Origin of the sequence: Vibrio aerogenes (assembly GCF_024346755.1) — a bacterium.
Lineage (GTDB): Bacteria > Pseudomonadota > Gammaproteobacteria > Enterobacterales > Vibrionaceae > Vibrio > Vibrio aerogenes.
Genome location: NZ_AP024861.1, coordinates 2,603,790 through 2,624,881 on the forward strand (window position 1 = coordinate 2,603,790; position 21,092 = coordinate 2,624,881).

Genomic DNA, 21,092 nt, shown 5'->3' on the forward strand with positions numbered 1-21,092 from the left:
CCGTTTATTGTGTTAATGACAAGATTCACTATGATTCAACCGGAAAAGAAAAACAGGATAAACCATTGTTATAAATGGAATTTTATCCTTTTATTATCCTTGTTTTATCCTTTTATACTTCTTTGATTACCTTTGAATTACCCGCGATTTACCCCGACTTTTTGCCTGCCCTGCCGGACAATAATGACAGGTTAAACAAAAAGGAGTTCATCCCATGACACAGCTTATTTGCGGGTATCCATGTCATACAGGTAACGACATCAGGTATTCTTTTTCCCTCGGCAAACAAATTGTTCAGCAAACCCTTGTTATTCCCGGTGGCGGCTGCAGTTATTACCGGTCAAAAAAAGGCAAAGCCTGCACATTCTGCGCTTTTCCGGGACTGACCCGGGCCGTGACCAAAGGCAATGGACACGAGGATTTTTTTGGGAGCTGGCGGCTGGAAACAAAGATTTATCAAATGATGTTTGACACGCTGACAAGAGGGACAAAACAGGTGGACAGACTGGCTATTTTTAACGGGGGCAGCTTTTTCCCTAAAGCAGAGATCCCGGATGATTTTCAGCAATATGTTTGTCGTCAGGTTGCCCGGCGATCTGATATCCGGCAATTGCTGGTTGAGTGTTACCCACGCTTTATCACCCGGCATAAATTACTACAAACTTTGGACTGGCTGGCAGGGAAACAGCTTGTTGTGGCTGTCGGGCTCGAAAGCCGCGACGATCGGGTTCGTAATCAACTTCTCAATAAAGGGATAGATATCCGCATTTTTGAGCAGAAGGTCAAAATGATGCAGGCCATGGGGGTGAAAGTTGCCGTTTATGTCTTTCTTAAGGCTCCGCAACTCACGGAGAAAGAAGCATTTGATGATGTGATGAACACCCTGAGTTATCTGCACCAGCTTGGTGTAGATGAAATGATGCTCTCCTGCGCTTTTGTTCAGGAAAATACACCACTTGAATCTATGTACAAAGCGGGAACATTTCGTCCGCCCTGGTTGTGGACGATTCTGCATATTATCCGCGAAGCACAGGAGAAAAGCTGGCCGCTGATTGTGGGTGGTTTTAACGATACACCACCGCCGGTGGCCGGGCCATCCAATTGCACCCATTGCGACCAAATCCTGCTTGATATGATCGAATCCAGTCGCAGAAATGGCGTCTTACCGGAAGTGATGCCACCAATGTGTGACTGTTTTAATGAGTGGGACAAATTGATGGGCGAATCACAACCCGGCGGCCAGAAGACAGAATGTTTATCCGTTTGACATGAATCTCACGTCAGATAAAGAAAGGAACAATGCCTTTCTTTATCTGAATATACCCACATATGGGTATATACTATCTGCCTGAAAAACAGATGAACAAATTCAGAAGAACTATGGTGAATAAAACAGCTGATCCGCATTGAGTAAAGCTGCTTTTGATTCGCTCAGCTTACGCACTTTGACGGCAACCGTCGTCTTTTGATAAATATGTTTCACATTCCACAGAGGTAAATTCAGCAGATGGTTACAACTGAACCACAGGCTGAAATCATTTAAGCCCCCCTTTACACTGGTGGTAAACACACCTTTTCCATGCTGACTCAGCAGCAGACGAACGGTATCATTCAGCCTTTCTCTATGGTTGAAGTTCAACGTCACTCTGCATTTTTTTGTGGCCTGCATGACCCCCGGTTCACCCGAATTAAAGTCCAGACTGAATACATACATTCCCGGAGAAGAAAAGAAAATATAACCATGATAGTACAGCCCGGAATCCCGGCCTGATGTGGCCTGATACACCCCCGGATTCAACGTATGGTCCGCATAAGTAAACAGCCCGCCTTTATGATAAGTCAGGCTACCCACCAGATATTTATCAAAGGAATACATCAAATCTCTGTTTTTTCCTTTAAATACATACACATCCAGCTTTAGCCCTTGTTTTAAATCAACATAGGAAGAAGGCTCAAAGGTCTCTTCATCTTCCTGCGGAGCATTTTTGACTTTTTCCGGGGTTGCATGCGCTTTTTCTGCAGCAGGCAAACTCTGCGAAGAAACAGGGGGAAAAGCCGGCGAAGATGTTGAGGGATGAACCGGTGTGACGTGGGGTGATACAACAGATCGGCTGGCCGGAAAAACCGTTTTTTGAGGCTGGAGATACGGCTCAGATACAGGAGTATGCTGAAAGTCCGCACTTTCATCCTGGCCCATATTTAATGTATTGGTTTGTTGGTTCTGCTGATTGTCCAGATGAATATTATTATTGATAATCACCGGCTTGTTCTCACCCAAAAAACTGGACGTAAAAAGAATAATAAAGATGAAAAACAGGCCAATGATCAAATGAAACTGATGCGTGACACACCACTCATAAAGTGGTGCCCTGCTGAAAAGTACTGATTTAGAACCGGATGAATCATCCGTCATCGCAGACTCATCCGCATTGGTGCTTTCAGGGGATTCATCAGCTTTGCTGGTTTTCCTGCTCTGCCGGCGCCTGTTTGCTTTCTGATCTAAATTTTCCAGCTCAAACTGACGATATTTATCACACCAGGCTTTAGCGATTTCTTCTGTTTCACAGACCTGACTGAAAATATACAAAATCGTTCTTTTTGCACCCGGATTTGGAAACGACCCCTTATTGATCCAGGATTTTAAATTTCTGTCATCAAAGGGATGAAAGCCTCTTTGTTCGGATAACTGGCAAAACTGAGATTGCGTCAAATTACCCAGCTTCATAAACTGCCGAAGCAATGCAGGAAAAGTTTCCGCTTCCGGTAATACAGAGATTTTGTCGAATAGAACAGGCAATGAAAATATCCCCTGCGATGCAATTTTTTGACTGTATGTATCATTATATCCAGCGCTGGCGGCTAAAAAAATTAACATATATCATATTAAGCACATATTTGTTCAGTCCGAATGGAAACACAATCGTGGTGGTAGCTGGCGTTGTGGGCATTATATGGGGGACAGACGCCTCAAATATTCCATAGCCTGCAACATTATTGGTGACAGAAACAAAAATGGGATGCCGTCGCACCAGACGATCGCCTCGATTAAAAATTCCCACGAAGCCGGATTGAGACACATTTCAGGTAAGCGATATACCCTCAGCATCATCAAGATCTGACGCTGCCGAGGGTGTACCGGACAGTAAACTATGGGTAACTCATAAACTATAGGTCACTCATAAACTATTGGTAGTTCATAAACTATAGTTGGCTAAGAATGCCGGCAGGCTGCAAAGATATCCATCGGCTTCCGGTAAAGGCGGGTGGAAATATCCAGCATGCCCAGCATGGAATCGAACAGGTTATCATGGGAAAAATGCCCCTGCTTCGCTTCTGATTTCAGGCAGGTTTCGTCAATCTGCTTATCTGCTTTGAAATCATCAGACAACCACATCATCAACGGTACTTTCTTTTGATAATCCGGGGCCAGCGAGTAAGGCATACCATGCAGGTAGAGTCCGCTTTCACCTAATGATTCACCGTGATCCGACAGATAAACCAGCGCAGTATCATACTGTTTTTCAAGTTTTTTCAGTTGATTGATGGTCTGCGACACCACGTAATCTGTATAGCGAATTGTATTATCATAAGAATTCACCAACTGTTCATGGGTGCAGTTCTCGATATCCGCCCGCGGACAATCCGGAGTGAAGAAATTGAATTTCTCCGGATAACGCCGGTAATAAGTCGGACCATGGCTGCCAATCAAATGTAATACCACCAGTTTGTTACCCGACAAGTCATGTACATTCTCAGAAAAACCATCCAGTAAAGCCATATCCAGACAGCTCTGATGATCACACATCGGATGTTTCGGGCTGCGCTCCAGATTCTGATATTTCACATGATCCGGCACCCCTTTGGGTGCGCCATCATTTTCCCGCCACAACACATCAACACCGGCACGTTGAATCACATCCAGCAGGTTATCCTGATGATAAGCACGCTGCTGGTCATAATCACGCCGATCCAGCCGGGAGAACATACACGGTAAAGACACCGCTGTAGCCGTGCCACAAGAGTGAACATCCTGAAATGAAATCACATCCTGCTGACGGGTATAAGGATTGGTGGGACGTGCATAGCCATTGCTCTGATAATTCTGACTTCTCGCCGTTTCTCCCACGATGAGCACCACCAGCGACGGCTTCTTTGCACTGCCAGGTTTTTGTGTCGCATCTGTCCCGATATGGGTAAAAGGCATCGGTTTGGAAAAATAAGTCTGCCGGACAAATTTATCCACACTGTGCACATAATAAGTCGGGATCAGAATCTTTCTCAGATAACTATTGTTGCGCCCGACAGACACATAATCCTGAAACCAGAAGGAACCAATCACAACCAGTCCGGCGGCAGCAAGTATCATCAGTCCGCCTTTCTTTAATACAAACGGCAGCACAGATTCAGATTTCAGGGGCACCATCACCAGTAAAATCGCGGGAAAAATACCCAGCCCGGTGACCCAGAGAACCGATGCGATACTCAGGTACGAACTTGCTTCACCGGGATTGGTTCCCACCAGATTGCGGATCATGTCCACATCAAAAATCGCCCCGTAATTATAGGTCGCGTAACAAACAACCGCAGAGCTGATCAGCAATACAGAAAAGAAGACTTTGGTTATTTTCGGCCAGCTAAACAGGCTGAAAAGGCAAATAAATGCGAAGAAAAAGGCAAAAGGAATGGAAATAATAAATCCGGTGTCGACGGCTGACATGCCGGAAAAAATATGTTTCAGGTCTTTATACAGTGGCAGGTTCAGTACCAAAGCATAGTATGCTGCCAATAGCAGCGTTACCGAATGAAAGGACAGACGGATGGATTTGAATTGGCTGATTAATTTCATAGTAATACCCAGCTCCAGATGAATACAGCAAGAAAAATGGAGACAAGGACAGCCGCCGAACCAATATCTTTGGCTCTGCCGCTTAATTCATGCAGCTCATCACTGATTCTGTCAACCACCGCTTCGATCGATGAATTAAACAGCTCAGTAATCAACACCAGAAACAGTGAGGACACTAAAAAAAGCTGCTCAATGGCAGAGACAGGCAGCAGCAGTGCGGTAATAAACAAAGGAACCACAATACAAACTTCCTGACGAAATGCCGCTTCGTTGCGCCACGCAGCTTTCAGCCCTTTTGCCGAGTAAATTCCTGCATAGTAGAGTCTTTTCAGACCCGTTCTTCCCGGTTTCATGGTGAATCAAGTCTCCTGTAATCAAATCTGGTCTGACTATAAAAGCCAAGACTTAAGACTTTCTTAAGAAGTGAGAACTTACTGAATAAGCAGCATGATTCGGGTCGGTCGCAGGAAAAAACCCACCCGATAGCTAAACCAGCCCGGAGCGCTGTGTCATCCGGTTATAGATCAGCAAACCGAGGAAATAGAGCGCTCCCAGAATCGCCACCAGCGTTCCGGCAGCGATTTGCGCCGGGTAGACCAGTACCTGCCCGAGCCAGTTCGCCCATACCATGGCAACCCCGCCAATCAGGCTGCCCAGCAGGAGTTGTTGTTTCACCCGGTGCGCTCCCAGCAAACCGGCCAGATGCGGCGCAATTAAACCAACAAAGGCGACCGGTCCCATGGTCGCAGTTGTCACGGCACACAACATGGCGACCAGTGAGAGCAGCAGCAGCGACATCAACGCTGTGTTCAGCCCGCGGGCCTGGGCAAATCCCCGGCTGACCGTCAGTAATGTCAGTCCGCGTGATGAGGCCAGGCTGAGGATCAACATCAGTGAAACCAGCGCACATAACCACAATGCCTGTTCAGGCTGTACCCGGTAAGTCGAACCCGCCAGCCACTGCAAAATGCTGTAACTGTCCTGATTACCGCCCGCGAGACAAAACTGCACGAATGCCTGAAGCAACGCACTGAGTGCAATCCCGGTCAGAATCACACCTGACGGTGCAAAATGATGTTTTTTGCTGAAGATGATTAACAGGCCCAGCACAATCAGGCTGCCGGTCATCGCGGTTCCCCACTGCCCGGCCAGTAGTGACTGCCCCATAAACAGGCTGGCAAACACCAGCGCGAATGTTGCCCCGGCAGAGACCCCCAGAATATCCGGGCTGGCCAGTGGATTATTGATCATCCGTTGCAAGATCACACCAGCCAGCGCCAGTCCTGTCCCGGTCGATAATGCGGTCAGTACGCGCGGCCAGCGCAACAGCCACTGATAGTGATCCGGCATTGCCAGATGCAGTCCGGGTTGGTCTGGCTGTGAAAAAAAGCTGACCATAATGCCCAGCCCCAACAGGAAAATCAGAACCGTCACCGCAGACAAACCAACCGAGTGACGCGAACCGGGCAGCCGGACAGCGAGATTGTCCTGCGCTTTCAGACGGCGGCGGCTGAACCCGATCAGTGCCGGAGCACCGATCGCAGCGGCGGTCACGCCGGAAGGCACCACCTGCCCAAACCACACGGTGAGCACTTGTGCCAGCATATCGGTCAGCAACAGCAATAATGCGCCAAATACCAGACTGGCCAGTAACTCTGTGCGTGGTGTTCTTGCTCCCAGCGCCCGGACAATATTGGGCGTCAGTAAGCCGATAAACCCAATCAGTCCGACCATCGTCACGGCAGCCGACACCAGCCAGATGGTCAGCGTCATCAGAAAGAAGAAAGCGGGAATCACTGACAGCCCGCGGGCCTGGGCGTTTTCATGTCCCAGCCGGAACAGGGTTAAAATCCGGGGTGCGACAACTAAAATCAGCACCACCGGGGACAGACGCGGCAAGAGCCACTGCACCTGCTCCCAGCCATTTTGTGCCAGCGAGCCCGCCCCCCAAATGAACACATTTTGTGCATAATCCTGATGCAGTAAGATCATTGCCCCGGCAACGGCGCCGAGCAAGATATTCACCACCATCCCGGAAATCACAACCGGCATTCCCGTCATGTGGTTCAGCCCGGCGATGAACAAAATCAGGGCAAATGCGCCCAATGCACCTCCCATCGCAGCAAGCGCACTGTAATCGGCGATCGCATCCGGCCACCAGAGGCTCATCACCACCAGCGCCAGCCAGGCGCCGGATGAGGTGCCCATCGTCAGCGGAGAAGTCAGCGGATTTTGGGTCAGCTGCTGCATCAGGCTGCCGGACAGCCCGAGCATCGCTCCCACGACCAGCGTCATCACCAGACGCGGTAACTGCGCATAGGCGAAATTGAATGCATCAAACGACTCCGCCAGCTGTGGATGAAAAATCAAATGCCACTGCGCAGTCAGTGTCAAAGGCTGCTGAAACTGCAGACTGGCCAAAGCGGCCACACCCAGCAAACCCAGCGCTGAAATCAGGGTTGTCCGTGTCATGATGCAGGAGCAACCTCAAGCAGACTCTGTGTAATCGCTTCCGCCATATACCGAAGTGACATCGCACCGCCATAAGTCCAGACAGGTGCCACTGAGTTGACCCGGTGATGACGCACAAAAGGCATCGCCTGCCACAACACCGAGCGTTGTAATTTTTTCTCTTCGTAGAGTGGCAGAAGATACAGCACATATCCCTCACGGATATTTTTCAGGGTTGTGATGGGCCGGCGAACAATGCCCCACTTTGCTGGCGGTGCTGAAAATCCGGGCTTCAGGCCAAGTTGATGCAGAACGTAGTCAGCCATTGAGTCGCGCGTGTAAAGGAAGGTTGATGTGGTATCGGCAAAGCGCATCACAACCGCTTCCGGCAGCGGTGTTCCGAAACTGGCCTGAAGCTGCTGCTTGAGTTCGGTAAAACGTTGTGTCATCTGCTTTAGCTTCTCTCTGGCCACCTGCGTTTTACCAAACACCTGCGCCAGTTGCTGAAATTCGCGAATCGCGACTTCAGCCTGCTTATCCGTGGCACGGAAGTTGGTATAGAGTAAAACCGGCGCAATTTGTGTCAGACGGGGAATTAAATCCTGCTGCGTTTCAGTGATCAGAATCAGGTCCGGATGAAGCGCCGCTATTTTTTCCAGATTAGGTTCGCCACGGGTGCCGACATTCTGTGTACCGGGTGGAATGGCCGGTTTGACCACCCATTCCCGGTAAGCCGGTGCATCTGTAATGGTCAGCGGCTTAACGCCTAATTCAACCACCTGCTCAAACAGATTCCAGTCCAGAACCGCTGGCCGGACAGGAATACCCGGTAAAGTGTGCTCTCCGCGGGAGTCAGTTACAACCCGCCCTTCACCTGCCGTCTTGATTGTTGTATCTGAAGACGAGAGGGCTGTATCTGAAGATGTGATGGCAGTGTCTGAAGACGAGATGGCAGTGTCTGAAGACGTGATTGAGGTCGCTGAAAATGCCGGAACAGCCATCCACAGACTGCCCTGAACCAGTATCAGCGTCAGGCAGTACATGATCATTTGGCAAACGTTTTTTTTATCTATACACATACAACAGCAACCTTATGGGCAGTCAGGTCTCCGGAAACCGCGTGATGGCCCGGGTATTCAGGAATCTCCTGAGGATGGTCAATCAGCCGGATAGGGGTTTGATACAACTCAGACAGGCGTCTTTCATCAGCCAGAACCGACACCGGACCATCAAATGCGATCTGCCCTTGTTTGAGCGCCACAATATGTGTGGCATAACGTAACGCCAGATTCAGATCATGCAGGATAACAATGGCTCCGCACCCCGCCTCGCTGGTCAGTTCTGATAACAGCGCCATCAGCTGATACTGATGCTGCACATCCAGTGCAGAGGTTGGTTCATCCAAAATCAGTACCGGTGATTCCTGCGCCAGAAGCATGGCGACCCACGCCCGCTGACGTTCACCGCCGGAGAGTTCATCAACATACGCCTCTGCCAGCGCGCTGATGCCGGTTTTTTCCATCGCAGTGGCAATGATGTCTGAATCCTGTCGCTGCCAGAGCCCCAGTGCGCCCCGCCACGGGTAACGCCCGAGTCGCACCAGCTCGCGGACGGTCAGACCGGCGCTGGCCGGCAGTTTTTGCGGCAGAAAGGCAACAGATTTTGCCAGTGTCCGGGCGCTGAGCTGATGAATATCACGCTGATTCAGCCGCACCGCACCGCGGTCCGGTGCCTGTTGTCCGGATAACAGACTCACCAGCGTTGATTTCCCGGAACCATTATGACCAAGAATCACGGTCAACTGGTCTGTCGGTACTGAAAGCTCAGCCACGGAGAGTATCTTCCGCCCGGCACGGATCATCTCAATGTCGGATAACGTAAACATGAATGGGACTCCGGTTTGTATCATCACCCCGATTCAATCGAATGGGGATAATAGTGAGAATTATTTTAATTATCATTATTAACTGAGCGCACTATTGTACTGATAATTCCTGACATGAAAATAAGCAACTGATTGGATTTGGCAGATTTCGCAACAGGACTGAATCATGGTTGAATAAAAAACAACCACAAGCAGGATGGCTCTGGTGCTGAGCCTCTTTCAATCCGGGATGAGGATTGCGTGCCGTGTTTTACCTCATTGATTGATCTGACTGATTTATCTGACTGATTTACCTAACTGATATTGCTTCGGGGTCACACCGTACTCTTTTCTGAACAGACGGATGTAGTGAGAGATATTCTCAAATCCAACTTCATAAGCGGTATCAGTCACCGACAGGTTTCTCAGATGCTGTTTCGATTTTTTCAGCCGCAGGCGGGTCAGATAATCTTTCGGGCTCTGATCGGTAATCAGTTTGAATTTCTGACTGAAGCCCGACAGCGACATATGCACTTCTTCCGCAATATGAGAAATCGTCATCGCATGACCATCAGGCGAGTTCATCATCCGGATCGCCTGATTAATCGGGTGATTCTGATGGTGATAAATAATGTCGTAACAGCCCTTAATTTTCATCAGCTCATAAATAATTTCCTGACAGGTTAAATCCAGCAGAAAATGAATATTGGCATCTTCCTCGACAATAATTTCCTGAATCCGGCGATGAAGTGTGCCTAACCGGTCAGGAATCCGCTCACGTAAAAAGGTCGAATATTCGATATCTTTAGCGACCGTAATCTGTAAATGCTCCGAGACTTTCTGGCTGACTTTGTCAATCAGACAATCACTGAACTCATACACCAGTGCTTTGGTATATTCCGTCATTGACATGTACACATTGGAATGCGGCGGCAGCAGAACAAAATCATTGCAGTTATACACAAACCGCTCAGACTGATTAATGCTGACTTCTTTAACACCTTCAATAATTGTGCACAGACGTGGGGAGTCATAAGAACGGTAATCATCACTGAAATGTTTTGGCAAATCGTAATACAACAAATTAATGTTGTCGGTCGGCAAGGAATATTCTGTCTCATCCACCCGGCTGAAATTCTGAATTTTATACATTTGCTGCCTCAGCTGACTCAATTGCGGAACACCAGAAATGGTCAATTAATAGACTTATTGACAGTTATATTACCAACCTTCACCAGAACAAGTTTGATCTCAGCCATGAAGCTATTATTTTTTAAATCAATTCGGTTTTTTTGTTGGTATTTTGCAAAATAAAGTGACTTCAGGGTTAACAGCCTGTCATTCAAATCACCTCAATTTCTGTTTCAGCGACGAGTTATGCCTGTTCGGGTATAAAAATCCCGCATGACTGAAATGAAAAATCTCTCCGGTGCAGACCAGAGAGATCCTGTTCGTCCGGCAGGTCTGCCCGTTATCCGGCCAGATGATAGGTCGCAATTTCTCCCAATACCCCACTGACATGCTCATGGGCAATCTTCGCCCGGTTATCCGTCTCTGAGACGGAATCAAGCACGTGCCGGGCCTGGTCGTTCACATCCTGAATATTACGGTTTATTTCTTCAGAGACCTGAGATTGCTCCTCAGCAGCCGTTGCGACCCGTTCAATAGTCTGATTAATCCGTTCAACAGAGGAGAACAGCGTTTCCATCATCCCGACATTTTCTTTCACGATACCGCTTGTGGTGGCTGTCTTGCCGGAGCAGGATTCCATGGAATGTAGCGCAGACTGACTGGCACTGATTAAAGACTCAATCATGGTGCGGATATTTTCCGTGGATCCCTGAGTCCGCTGTGCGAGACTCCGGACCTCATCGGCGACAACGGCAAATCCGCGCCCCTGCTCGCCAGCTCTGGCAGCTTCTATCGCGGCATTCAGCGCCAGCAGATTCGTCTGTTCAGCGATAGACTCAATTTCCTGTAATATCGAACTAATCAGCGCTGTCTGGTCCGTCATCTGTTTTACTGCGCTAAATCCCAGCCCGACCTCGTGATCCAGCTCAGAAATAGAGTTCAGAATATGGTTCATCCGCTGACGTCCCTGTTCCCCCCGCTGCTGCATCGTTTCTGTTTCATGGGAGGCCGTCTGCATATCACCGGAAATATTGTGGCTGGTCAGCGACATCTGCTCGACGGCACTGGCAATTTGCTCCAGCTTATCAAACTGAATCTGTGTCGACCGGAGTGCACTCTGGACTTTCCGGAATAATTCATCCATACCGGACTTCGACTCACCAGACTTATCCGCCAGAATCGTAAAAGATTCCGACAAATGTTGCAGATGCATGTTGAGTGCACCAATGATTTCTCCCAGTTCATCCTCTGCATGTTCCGGAATCCGTATGGAGATGTCCCGCTCCCGCGAGACCATATCCAGCGTCTGATGAATCATACTCACCCGGCTGGAAACAGAACGAATCACCAGCCTGATGAGCCAGAGCACCGGCAAAGTCACAAACAGAAACACACCGGCAAGGCCCATCAGATGCTGTTGGCTCACAGCAGACCGCTGATCAGCCATCACATGAATCTGCTGACTGATATTATCCGCCAGTCCTTTCACCTGCATAATTTTGTGCGTGGCCAGCTGAAACCAGTTCTCAGGCCCCTGAACAGACTGTAAGTCTCTGAGCTGCACAAATGCTTTGGTATATCTTTCGACATTTTGCCAGTTCTGTGACAAACGGGCATGGTTGAACTGTGCTTTCAATGCCGGAGAAGCCAGCGCATGAAACTCCTTTTCCCAGTGTGCTTCATCACTGATAAATCCAATAATTTCAGCCTGACGTTTGCCGGTCGTCTTCCCGGCAGCAAAAACGCCATTTAAAGCACCCCGGTATTGTCCGATGCGTTCCTTCATCCAGAGCAGACTCAGGCGCGAACCCAGCATTTTAGTTAATTCATGATCATCGATTTCAAACACTAAGAACCGGACTTCATCCAGCGCCGCTGTATTTAACGCTGAATAAAAGGCAAATGCGCCGTTATCCGGTGCCAGCGAGTCAACCTGACGGCGAATCCGGGTTTTATCCGCCATCTTACTGAACACATCGGCAGTCATCACCCGCAGCTGTTCTGGTGTAATTTCCTGAAAGTCATCAGCACTTAACCGGCGTAATGCGCTTTCCGCCTGATCCGCAATCTGCCGCTGCCTGAGCATCTCAGCCTGCCCCCTGGTCCCTTTGGCGCCAAGGAAGCCCGCTGTCAGGCCCCGCTCGACAGCAAACTGATGCGCGACGTCATCCAGTGCATCAGAAAGCCGGGTAATATCCTGAATCATTCTTCCCTGATGCCACTCCTTTAAAACGCCGTTTGCCAGCAGACAAACCGATATAAAGAAAAAAGCCACAGGCAACAAGCCAACCACACCGATCGCATGTGATACTTTCAGTTTTTTTAATAAAGACATTTTGGTTCTCCATGCCAACTGAGAATACTATGCTTCAGTTATCTAACGCCGATGTACCCGAACAACCCGAAAAATCCCTGTTCTGTTGATTTGGGTACTGTCATTTATATTTTTATTTATATGAAAGCGTAGCAGCTGTGTCCGGAATGTATAAATCTGAAGGGCTGGCATCTTGCGGGTATCAATCCTCTTATACAAAAATCCCCGGCCATCGGTCCGGGGATTTGTCAGCCAAAAGACGTCTCATGCGACATTACAGCTGAAATGTACTGACCAGTTTTTTCAGCTCAGAAGATAAGGATTGTAGCCGGGAGCTGTCCTCGCTCATTTTCCGGGCAATATCGGTTGTTTCTGACGTGAACTCATTGATTTCGGTTGCATTGCGGTTAATATCTTCAACCACAGTGGACTGCTCCTCTGTCGCGACCGCAATCTGGGTATTCTGATCGCTGAGATGATCAATATGCTGGTTAATCTGTTCCAGCGCGCCCTGCACGACACCGGCATTACTGACCACTTCTTCATTCAGGGATTGTCCGGACTGCATGCTGGTCACCGCTTTGTGAGATTCAGTTTGCAGCCGGTCAATGATTGCCTGAATTTCTTCAGTAGAAGCAGATGAACTGTTCGCCAGTTTGCGGACTTCATCAGCAACCACGGCGAATCCGCGTCCCTGTTCTCCGGCCCGTGCCGCTTCAATTGCTGCATTGAGTGCCAGTAAATTGGTCTGCTCTGAGATTCCCCGAATCGTATTCAGCGTTTCACTGATTTCTTCCACCTGACTGGCCAGTGTGCTCACAATGCCGGAGGTTTGGGTCAGCTCATTAGACAATTCACCAATTTGCCCCTGAGCAGAATGCACCATCTGACTCCCGTTACCAGATAATTCAGCCGCCTCTTTGGCTACGCTCGCAGCATTCGCTGCGTTGGAGGCAATTTCAGAAACTGTTGCCCCTAATTCATTGATCGCCGTGGCCACCTGTACTGTGCGATCCTGCTGCTCAGAACAGTTCGACTGGGTTTGCCGGGCGCGCTGTGCGGTCTGGTCAGCCACCGTAGCCAGCTCCTGCGCATCCTGTGCGACCCGCATAATGGCTTCATGAACCCGGCCGATGAACTGGTTAAAACTATCCCCGATGTCGGTCAGCTCATCTTTACCATCCAGCTTGACCCGCAACACCAGTGACATCGACTGCGCCGACTCTCTCATTGTTGTTTGTAATGCCTGCACCCGTTTTCGCATATTGGCAATAATCAGCCATGCGATACCGGCTGAAATTACCAGCGCCAGCGCAATCACAATCAGCTGATTCTGACGCCCGGATTCATATTTTACCTTACTGGTATGGTTATATTGATCAGCTTGTTTTAACAGATCATCCAGAATTTTATTGGTCTCTTTACGCATTTTTCCGTATGTTTTGGCATATTGATGACGGTAGATATGCTTAGCCGTATCAATATCACCGCTGTCAAATGCTTTCAGCATTGGCTCAAGCTCTTCTCTGACCATACGTTCAAATTCATCCAGTACGCCCTGAGCCTGCCTTTTCATTTCAGGATCAATCTGCGCAGCAACCGCATCTTTCATTGCTTTACGCATTTCAGGAATGTCTTCATTCCGGGCTTCCTGCACACGCGTTTTCACCCCTTTTTGATCCCGCAGAGAGGTTTCCTGAAGCAGCATCATGTCAATTCCGACACGCATCCGGGGTATCCGTGATAAAGCCTCCGCAACGGATCGCATCGGGGCCGCGGTATTGACATAAAGTTGTGACGCCTGAGTCTGCATCGAAGATGTGGTAGAAAGACTAAACAACCCCACAGCAATCAAAGCAATACACGGGATAAGAACGGCCAGAATCAACCGGCTTTTTAATGTCAGGTTATTCATGACAAAACTAACTCCTAATCATAAGGTATAAAGCCATTTATTTGAGGACAACTCATCGATCCTTTCATCCAAAAAGCTGAACATTCCATGGATTCCCGGCATCAGTTCCATCAAAGTCCCACAGCAAAAACGATATGTGAGCAACCGGGCATACTTTATTATCATGCACACAGCGAATAATTACAAAAATATCATCAGGATATTTTTGGTATCAGGGGATTTACAGAGAAAACTTCGGGGCTGGACAAAATTTGCACCCGAAAAGTCATCACGGCCGGATAAAAAAATCCCCGGTCAAACCGGGGTTCTTTATTATCAAAGAAAAGGGTAATCAAACTTTTTAAAATCAACCGTCAAAAATCACTACAACCGGAACACGCCCACCAGCATTTTGAGCTCAGCGGATAACGCCTGCAGGCGCACACTGTCTTCATTCAGCAGTTTGGCGATTTGTGTGGTTTGCGCGGTAAAGTGGTTAATTTCTGTCGCATTGCGGTTGATATCCTCAACCACGGTTGACTGTTCTTCAGTAGCCACAGCAATCTGAACGCTCTGTTCACTGAGATAATCAATATGCTCATTCATCTGAACCAGAGCGTCATTGGTGCTGCCGGCATGACTCACCACCTGCGCATTCAGAGCCTGGCCGGATGCCATGCTCGATACCGCTTTGCGCGACTCAGCCTGTAACCGGTCAATCACCACCTGAATTTCTTCGGTTGAAGTCGATGAATGATTCGCCAGCTGGCGGACTTCATCGGCAACCACAGCAAATCCGCGGCCCTGATTACCGGCCCGTGCCGCTTCAATTGCCGCATTCAGTGCCAGCAGATTTGTCTGCTCTGAAATACTACGAATGGTATCCAGCGTTGAACTGATTTCGTCAACCTGAGTCGCCAGCGAAGAGACCACATCTGAGCTTTTGGTCAGCTCATCCGATAACTCGCCGACATGTACCTGAGCTGCACTGACGATCTGCCGGCCATTGCCTGACAAACTGGCAGCTTCTTTAGCGACATCAGCAGCTCTGGCTGCATTCGATGCAATCTCGCCCACGGTTGCTCCCAGCTGGTTGATCGCTGTTGCGACCTGTACTGTCCGGTCCTGCTGCTCGGTACAATTCGTTTGTGTCTGTTGTGCCCGTTGTGCGGTTTCAGCTGCAACGACAGCCAGCTCCTGAGCATCCTGTGTCACCTGCTGAATAGATTCATGCACACTGCCGATAAACTGATTGAAGCTTTCCCCGATTTGGGTCAGCTCATCTTTTCCTTCAAGACGGACTCTCAGGAACAGCGATTTTGACTGTGCCGCCTCCTGCATTGTTGACTGAAGAACATTCACACGCTGACGCAGGCGGGCAATAATTAACCAGGAAATGGCCGTGCAAATGACGAGCGCCAGAACAATCATCAGCCACTGATTACGCCAGCCCGACTGGTAATTTTCCTGACTGTGCTGATAATGCTCACTGGCCTGGCGTAACAAATCATCCATCATACTGTTCGCTTCTTTACGCATCCTGCCATAGGTTTTTGCGTAGTGCTGACGATAGATTTGTTTCGCCGTATCAATATCGTTCTGCTCAAAAGCACGCAGCATCGGGGTCAGCTCTTCACTGACCATACGCTCAAAATCATCCTGCAGACGGGTAGCACGCTGCCGGAGTGCCGGATTTGTTTGTGCCGAGACCACGGCCTGCATCGCTTTACGCATTTCCGGAATATCTTCTTTTCTGGCTTCCCGGACGCGGGTTTGGACCCCTTTTTCATCCCGTAATGAGGTTTCCTGAAGCAGCATCATGTCGATACCGACCCGCATGCGGGGAATACGGGATAATACCTCGGCCACAGACCGCATTGGTGCAGCCGTATTGACATATAAACGAGTCGCCTGATCCTGCATGAAAGACATACTTACCAGGCTGGAGATACCAATGATAATCAGGGCAAGACATGGCACTAAAACGGCAATAATCAGCCGGGTTCTTAACGTCAGGTTATTCATCACTAAAATGCACTCCTTTTACAGGTCTGTATTTGCTACAGCCCTCTTTCAGCCCATACTTACAAAGCCGTTTTCCAGACTAATATTTGGTCAAACCAAAATTTGCTATCATTTTTATTCACTTAAATGAATATACGCCGTGTTTTATACGCTTTTTGTGCTGACAGAGCAATCATTTACACAAAACGTCATGATCAGAAATGGAACGATTCTCACCTTATGAGAAAACGGAACAGAAAAACGCCAGTCAATACGGATTAATATGTACCGGTTCTGTCCAGAATATCGATCTGTGACAATAACCAGGTCATGGCCAGTAAGTCCGCGCTGCCGCCGGGACTTAATCGCTTCTCAGTAAAGATTTTATCTAACTGAATGAGTGAAGCTTCCAAGTCCGGGGAAGCACACCCGCCCTGAGACAACAGGGATTGCGCTGCCGTTCTGACAAACCGCAACCCGTGCATCCCGCCACGCGAGACCACATTGGTATCTTCATTGTTTGCCATCAGGACCAGCATTGTTTGCCACAATGCCTGCTCAACGGAATAACCGTCAGCAATCGCCTGTTCATAAGCCGGGAGGCTGTGACTGATAATGGTATGATAACCGGATGCAGCTTCACCACGGGCACCGGTCAGGCCATATTCGCGGTAAAGAAATTCGCCATGCGTTTCCGCAGCGGCAGGCTTGTTTGTGGATTGATGACAACGACGTTTCAACTCGTCCATCACCAGACAGTCGCAACAACGCTTGATGGTGCGGCTGATATAAAGCGCATTCACCGTTAACCCTTTGCCCCGTAACCAGCCAATAGCACCACAAATCAGGCCGAGACCAAAAATCATGCCTTTGTGTGTATTCACGCCATTTGTCGCAGCAAACATCGCCTGTTCAGCCTCAAGTCCGACAGGACGAAGCACGCTCAGCAAACCATCTGCTGCCTGAGAGGAAAATTGTAAACCGGCATCCAGAAACCTCATCAGATAAGGCCGGATAGCTGTTGCGCTGGCTTCAAACAACGGCACGTCCATATCGTTATGTGCGCCATTGGTCAACAGATCAACTAACCCCGGCTTGGGTGTCAGATGAACTTCAACGAACATGGCATGATAAGCCAGCTCAGCAACCAGTGAAAAGTATCTGTCACCCGCAGCATCCACCGGTACAGACTGTCCGGATACAGCCGGATTTGTTAACAGATTAACCGCAACACTGCTCATCATTGACTATCTCTTTAATCCGCAGCATTAACTCATCCAGCGGGTGTTTTCGGGAGCGGGCGCAAACAACCGCATCGTCATCACAGATCAGGCACTTACGTCGTGGCATCTGTTGCCCTTTACGGGAAATAATTTTGCCGGATTCATCCAGTACATCCAGATCCATCAGGCGGCCCAGCGGGTGACTTCTTTCAATCGTGATCATCAGCTTCTTCAGCATCATGGCGCTGCGGCAATCAATCGCAAAAATGCCTTCCGGCCCTGTTTCCTGCAACAGAATCTGTTCACCGGCAACCAGCCAACCCTGTTCTTTACAGGATGATTCAATCGCTTTGACACCTTGCTGAAAAACCTGTTTGGAAATACCGGTCATCTTTTCCGGACCCGGCATATTCACAGAAAATGAAACCAACGGCAGACCATGACGTTTCAGCCAGTCCCGTTGTCGTTTCACTCTGGCTTCTTTATTCGCCAGCACTGCTTCAAGCCCGACGACCGGCCCGTGATCACGGGCCGGTGTAGCGAGGCTGGCAGTGGCATGATCGTCAGCCTTCAGGCTGACGGTCTGTTCATTGCGAGCATCTGTCATTCTTTCACCTTTTTAATCACATCAATGACCGAGCCATCGCGGTAACGTACATAGGCGACAATCTGATCATCAAATTCAATCGGCGCTGGTTTTCCGGTCAGCATCGTTGCACGCTCTGCCAGAGCTTCGATATCAAAGACAGGCAGACCCGCTTTTTCCAGAAGCGCTTTCACTTCAGGACGATTCGGGTTCACAGCAATGCCATGGTCTGTAACCAGTACATCAACGGACTGGCCCGGAGTCACAACATTCAGGACTTTGTCAACGACCGTCGGAATCCGTCCGCGAACCAGTGGTGCAACAATGATTGCCAGGTTTGCACCAGCAGCTGTGTCACAGTGGCCGCCAGAAGCACCACGAATCACACCGTCAGAGCCGGTGATAACGTTGACGTTAAACTGGGTATCAATTTCCAGTGCACTGAGGATGACCACATCCAGACGATCAACGGCCACACCTTTTGACGATGGGTTCGCATATTCATTGGCAGAAATTTCAATATGATTCGGATTGCGTGACAGTGAATCCACTGCGCCGCCATCAAAACACTGCACATCAAGCAGATTTTTAATTAACCCTTTTTCGTGAAGTGCAACCATGGTTGAAGTGATACCGCCCAGGCCAAATTCTGCTGTAATGCCCTGACGTACCATTTCATCTTCAAGGAAACGGGTCACGGCAAGAGACGCACCGCCTGAACCGGTCTGCAGTGTGAAATCCTGTTTGAAGAAACCGGAGTTGATAATCACATCCGCTGCTCTTCTGGCAATCAGCAGTTCACGCGGATTAGATGTCAGACGAGTTTCACCGCCACCAATCTTCGCCGGATCACCCACTTCTTCAACCTGAACAACTGCATCCACATAATCCTGAGTAATCGACGCAGGATGATTCGGATAAGCCGCCAGTGATTCAGTCAGCATCACAACGTGCTTCGCGTGCTGTGCATCGACTTTGGCATAACCCAGAGAACCACAACGTGATTTACCCTGAGTGCCATTCGCATTACCGAACTCATCGCAGCAAGGCACACCGATAAACGCAACATCAATGCTCAGTTCACCACTTTGGACCAGATGAACCCGGCCACCGTGAGAGTGAATATGAGCCGGCTCTTTCAGTAAACCGGCTGAAATGGCTTCACCCAGTTCGCCACGAATACCAGAAGTATAAATTTTACCAACCACACCATTTTTAATATGACCGACGATGGGCGAGTGGATTGAAGTCAGCGAACTGGATGCCAGCGTCAGGTTTTTAATCCCCATCTCTGCAATCACATCCATGACCATGTTGATCACTTTATCACCGCCACGGAACGAGTGGTGGAAAGAGACCGTCATCCCATCTTTCAGACCCGCATCGATGATGGCCTGCTTCAGGGTTGGTTTCAGTTTACGCTGAAGCTTTTGCTCTGCATCAGCTAAGTGAGGTGTCATGGCATTCGCATCGCTGAAAGGACGTAATGATGCAGGAAGCACACAATGAAGATGCGCTGCATGACCTGTTTTTTGCTCTGATTCAAATTCTTTCATGTGAGAGACTGCCTTATTGCTTAATTCCAGTTTTTGCTTTCTCAAGTGTCCAGCGTGCCCGTTCAATGACCGGTGTATCAATCATCTTACCGTTCAGCGAAGCCACACCAAGCCCCTGTTCCAGTGCTTCGTCAGCCGCTTCAATCACGCGTTTGGCAAAATCAACTTCTTTTTGAGTCGGTGCAAAAACGTTATGAATCATTTCAATCTGGCGCGGGTTAATCAGTGATTTACCATCAAAACCAAGTTGCTTGATATGCTCAGCTTCACGCAGGAAGCCTTCTTCATTATTTGCATCAGAATAAACGGTATCAAATGCCATAATGCCAGCACCACGGGCTGCCTGAAGAATTGTGCAGCGGGCAAAGAGTAATTCAGTGCCTTCCGGTGAGCGCTGTGTGCGCAGGTTACGTACGTAATCTTCTGCACCCAGAGCAATCCCGATCAGACGCGGACAACAGCCAGCAATCTCAACGGCGTTGTTCACACCCATTGCACTTTCAATCGCAGCCATCATTTTGGTACTGCCCACTTCACGGCCACAGGCACGCTCGATATCACGGATATGACGTTCCATTTCCAGCACGTCTTCTGCCGTATCGGTTTTTGGCAAACGTACAACGTCTACCCCGGCACGAACGACTGCGCGTAAATCATGCAAACCAAATTCAGATTCCAGCGGGTTCACCCGGACAACGGTTTCAACAGACTGATAAAGCGGATGCTGAAGAGCATGAAAAACTAAAAGACGGGCCGTATCTTTTTCACGCAAAGATACCGAGTCTTCAAGGTCAAACATAATTGCATCAGGTTTGTAGATAAAAGTGTTGCTGAGCATCGCTGCATTCGCGCCCGGAACAAACAGCATGCTACGACGTAATTGACTCATGATAATGTACTCCACTGAATATCATTGCTGTCTGCTGCACGCATAATGGCAGCCTGCACCCTGGCTTTGATCACACAATCCAAAGCACCTTTATCTTCTACTTCCAGAGTCGCAGCACTGACACCCATATGGCTCAGCACTTCACGGATAACACGTTCGATTTCTGCACCAAACTGCTTCTGTACTGTGCTGTCTAAAGAGATCTCAATATCTCCTTCAGGGTTCGGCGTAATCCGGACCTGTAAATCACTGGACTCCAGTGTCCCGGCATAGGCGGGTCGTATTATCTTCATTGAAAAACCTTTTCTTCACTCATTTGTTTCAGAACAAACTG

Annotated in this window: 16 protein-coding genes; 1 reads left to right on the forward strand and 15 read right to left on the reverse strand. The window is 48.9% G+C overall.

Annotated elements, in window-relative coordinates:
• Positions 1–214: 214 nt before the first annotated feature.
• The gene (locus tag OCV29_RS11570) at positions 215–1,267 is read left to right on the forward strand and encodes a hypothetical protein (RefSeq protein WP_073604598.1); all 1,053 of its coding nucleotides are present in this window, start codon (positions 215–217) and stop codon (positions 1,265–1,267) included.
• A gap of 111 nt (positions 1,268–1,378) precedes the next feature.
• Here the strand turns inward: OCV29_RS11570 and OCV29_RS11575 are convergent, their stop codons facing one another.
• The 15 genes from OCV29_RS11575 to citD all read right to left on the reverse strand — a co-directional run bounded on the left by OCV29_RS11575 (position 1,379) and on the right by citD (position 21,051).
• The gene (locus tag OCV29_RS11575; protein WP_139281622.1) at positions 1,379–2,797 is read right to left on the reverse strand and encodes a hypothetical protein; all 1,419 of its coding nucleotides are present in this window, start codon (positions 2,795–2,797) and stop codon (positions 1,379–1,381) included.
• A 414-nt stretch (positions 2,798–3,211) separates the two neighbouring features.
• Entirely contained in the window at positions 3,212–4,846 is a 1,635-nt protein-coding gene (locus OCV29_RS11580; protein ID WP_073604600.1) for a phosphoethanolamine transferase, read from the reverse strand.
• A complete protein-coding gene (locus OCV29_RS11585) occupies positions 4,843–5,199 on the reverse strand; it encodes a diacylglycerol kinase (RefSeq protein ID WP_073604601.1) in 357 nt (118 codons plus the stop codon). Before OCV29_RS11585 ends, OCV29_RS11580 begins: the two co-directional genes overlap by 4 nt.
• 133 nt (positions 5,200–5,332) lie before the next feature.
• Entirely contained in the window at positions 5,333–7,318 is a 1,986-nt protein-coding gene (fhuB, locus tag OCV29_RS11590; RefSeq protein ID WP_073604602.1) for a Fe(3+)-hydroxamate ABC transporter permease FhuB, read from the reverse strand.
• Positions 7,315–8,376 carry an iron-siderophore ABC transporter substrate-binding protein gene (locus OCV29_RS11595; protein WP_245796911.1) on the reverse strand — a complete coding sequence of 354 codons (1,062 nt, stop codon included), beginning with the start codon at positions 8,374–8,376 and terminating at the stop codon, positions 7,315–7,317. Before OCV29_RS11595 ends, fhuB begins: the two co-directional genes overlap by 4 nt.
• The gene (locus OCV29_RS11600; RefSeq protein WP_073604603.1) at positions 8,367–9,182 is read right to left on the reverse strand and encodes an ABC transporter ATP-binding protein; all 816 of its coding nucleotides are present in this window, start codon (positions 9,180–9,182) and stop codon (positions 8,367–8,369) included. The genes OCV29_RS11595 and OCV29_RS11600 overlap by 10 nt, the downstream gene beginning before the upstream one ends.
• Before the next feature lie 276 nt (positions 9,183–9,458).
• The gene (locus OCV29_RS11605; RefSeq protein ID WP_073604626.1) at positions 9,459–10,313 is read right to left on the reverse strand and encodes a helix-turn-helix domain-containing protein; all 855 of its coding nucleotides are present in this window, start codon (positions 10,311–10,313) and stop codon (positions 9,459–9,461) included.
• 319 nt (positions 10,314–10,632) lie between these two features.
• Positions 10,633–12,627 (reverse strand): methyl-accepting chemotaxis protein, encoded by a 1,995-nt coding sequence (locus OCV29_RS11610; protein ID WP_073604604.1) that lies wholly within the window; start codon positions 12,625–12,627, stop codon positions 10,633–10,635.
• Positions 12,628–12,880: 253 nt separating this feature from the next.
• Positions 12,881–14,521, reverse strand: coding sequence for a methyl-accepting chemotaxis protein (locus OCV29_RS11615; RefSeq protein ID WP_073604605.1), 1,641 nt, complete (start codon positions 14,519–14,521; stop codon positions 12,881–12,883).
• A 363-nt stretch (positions 14,522–14,884) separates the two neighbouring features.
• Positions 14,885–16,525: a methyl-accepting chemotaxis protein gene (locus tag OCV29_RS11620; protein ID WP_073604607.1), complete on the reverse strand. Its 1,641-nt coding sequence runs from the start codon at positions 16,523–16,525 to the stop codon at positions 14,885–14,887.
• A 257-nt stretch (positions 16,526–16,782) separates the two neighbouring features.
• Positions 16,783–17,745 carry a triphosphoribosyl-dephospho-CoA synthase CitG gene (gene citG, locus OCV29_RS11625; RefSeq protein WP_084193395.1) on the reverse strand — a complete coding sequence of 321 codons (963 nt, stop codon included), beginning with the start codon at positions 17,743–17,745 and terminating at the stop codon, positions 16,783–16,785.
• Positions 17,726–18,334, reverse strand: coding sequence for a citrate lyase holo-[acyl-carrier protein] synthase (gene citX, locus OCV29_RS11630; protein WP_084193391.1), 609 nt, complete (start codon positions 18,332–18,334; stop codon positions 17,726–17,728). Before citX ends, citG begins: the two co-directional genes overlap by 20 nt.
• The gene (citF, locus tag OCV29_RS11635; protein WP_073604629.1) at positions 18,331–19,773 is read right to left on the reverse strand and encodes a citrate lyase subunit alpha; all 1,443 of its coding nucleotides are present in this window, start codon (positions 19,771–19,773) and stop codon (positions 18,331–18,333) included. Before citF ends, citX begins: the two co-directional genes overlap by 4 nt.
• 109 nt (positions 19,774–19,882) lie before the next feature.
• Positions 19,883–20,758, reverse strand: coding sequence for a citrate (pro-3S)-lyase subunit beta (gene citE / locus OCV29_RS11640; protein WP_073604608.1), 876 nt, complete (start codon positions 20,756–20,758; stop codon positions 19,883–19,885).
• Complete coding sequence (citD, locus tag OCV29_RS11645) at positions 20,755–21,051, reverse strand: citrate lyase acyl carrier protein (RefSeq protein WP_073604609.1); 297 nt, start codon at positions 21,049–21,051, stop codon at positions 20,755–20,757. The genes citE and citD overlap by 4 nt, the downstream gene beginning before the upstream one ends.
• Between the last annotated feature and the right edge of the window lie 41 nt (positions 21,052–21,092).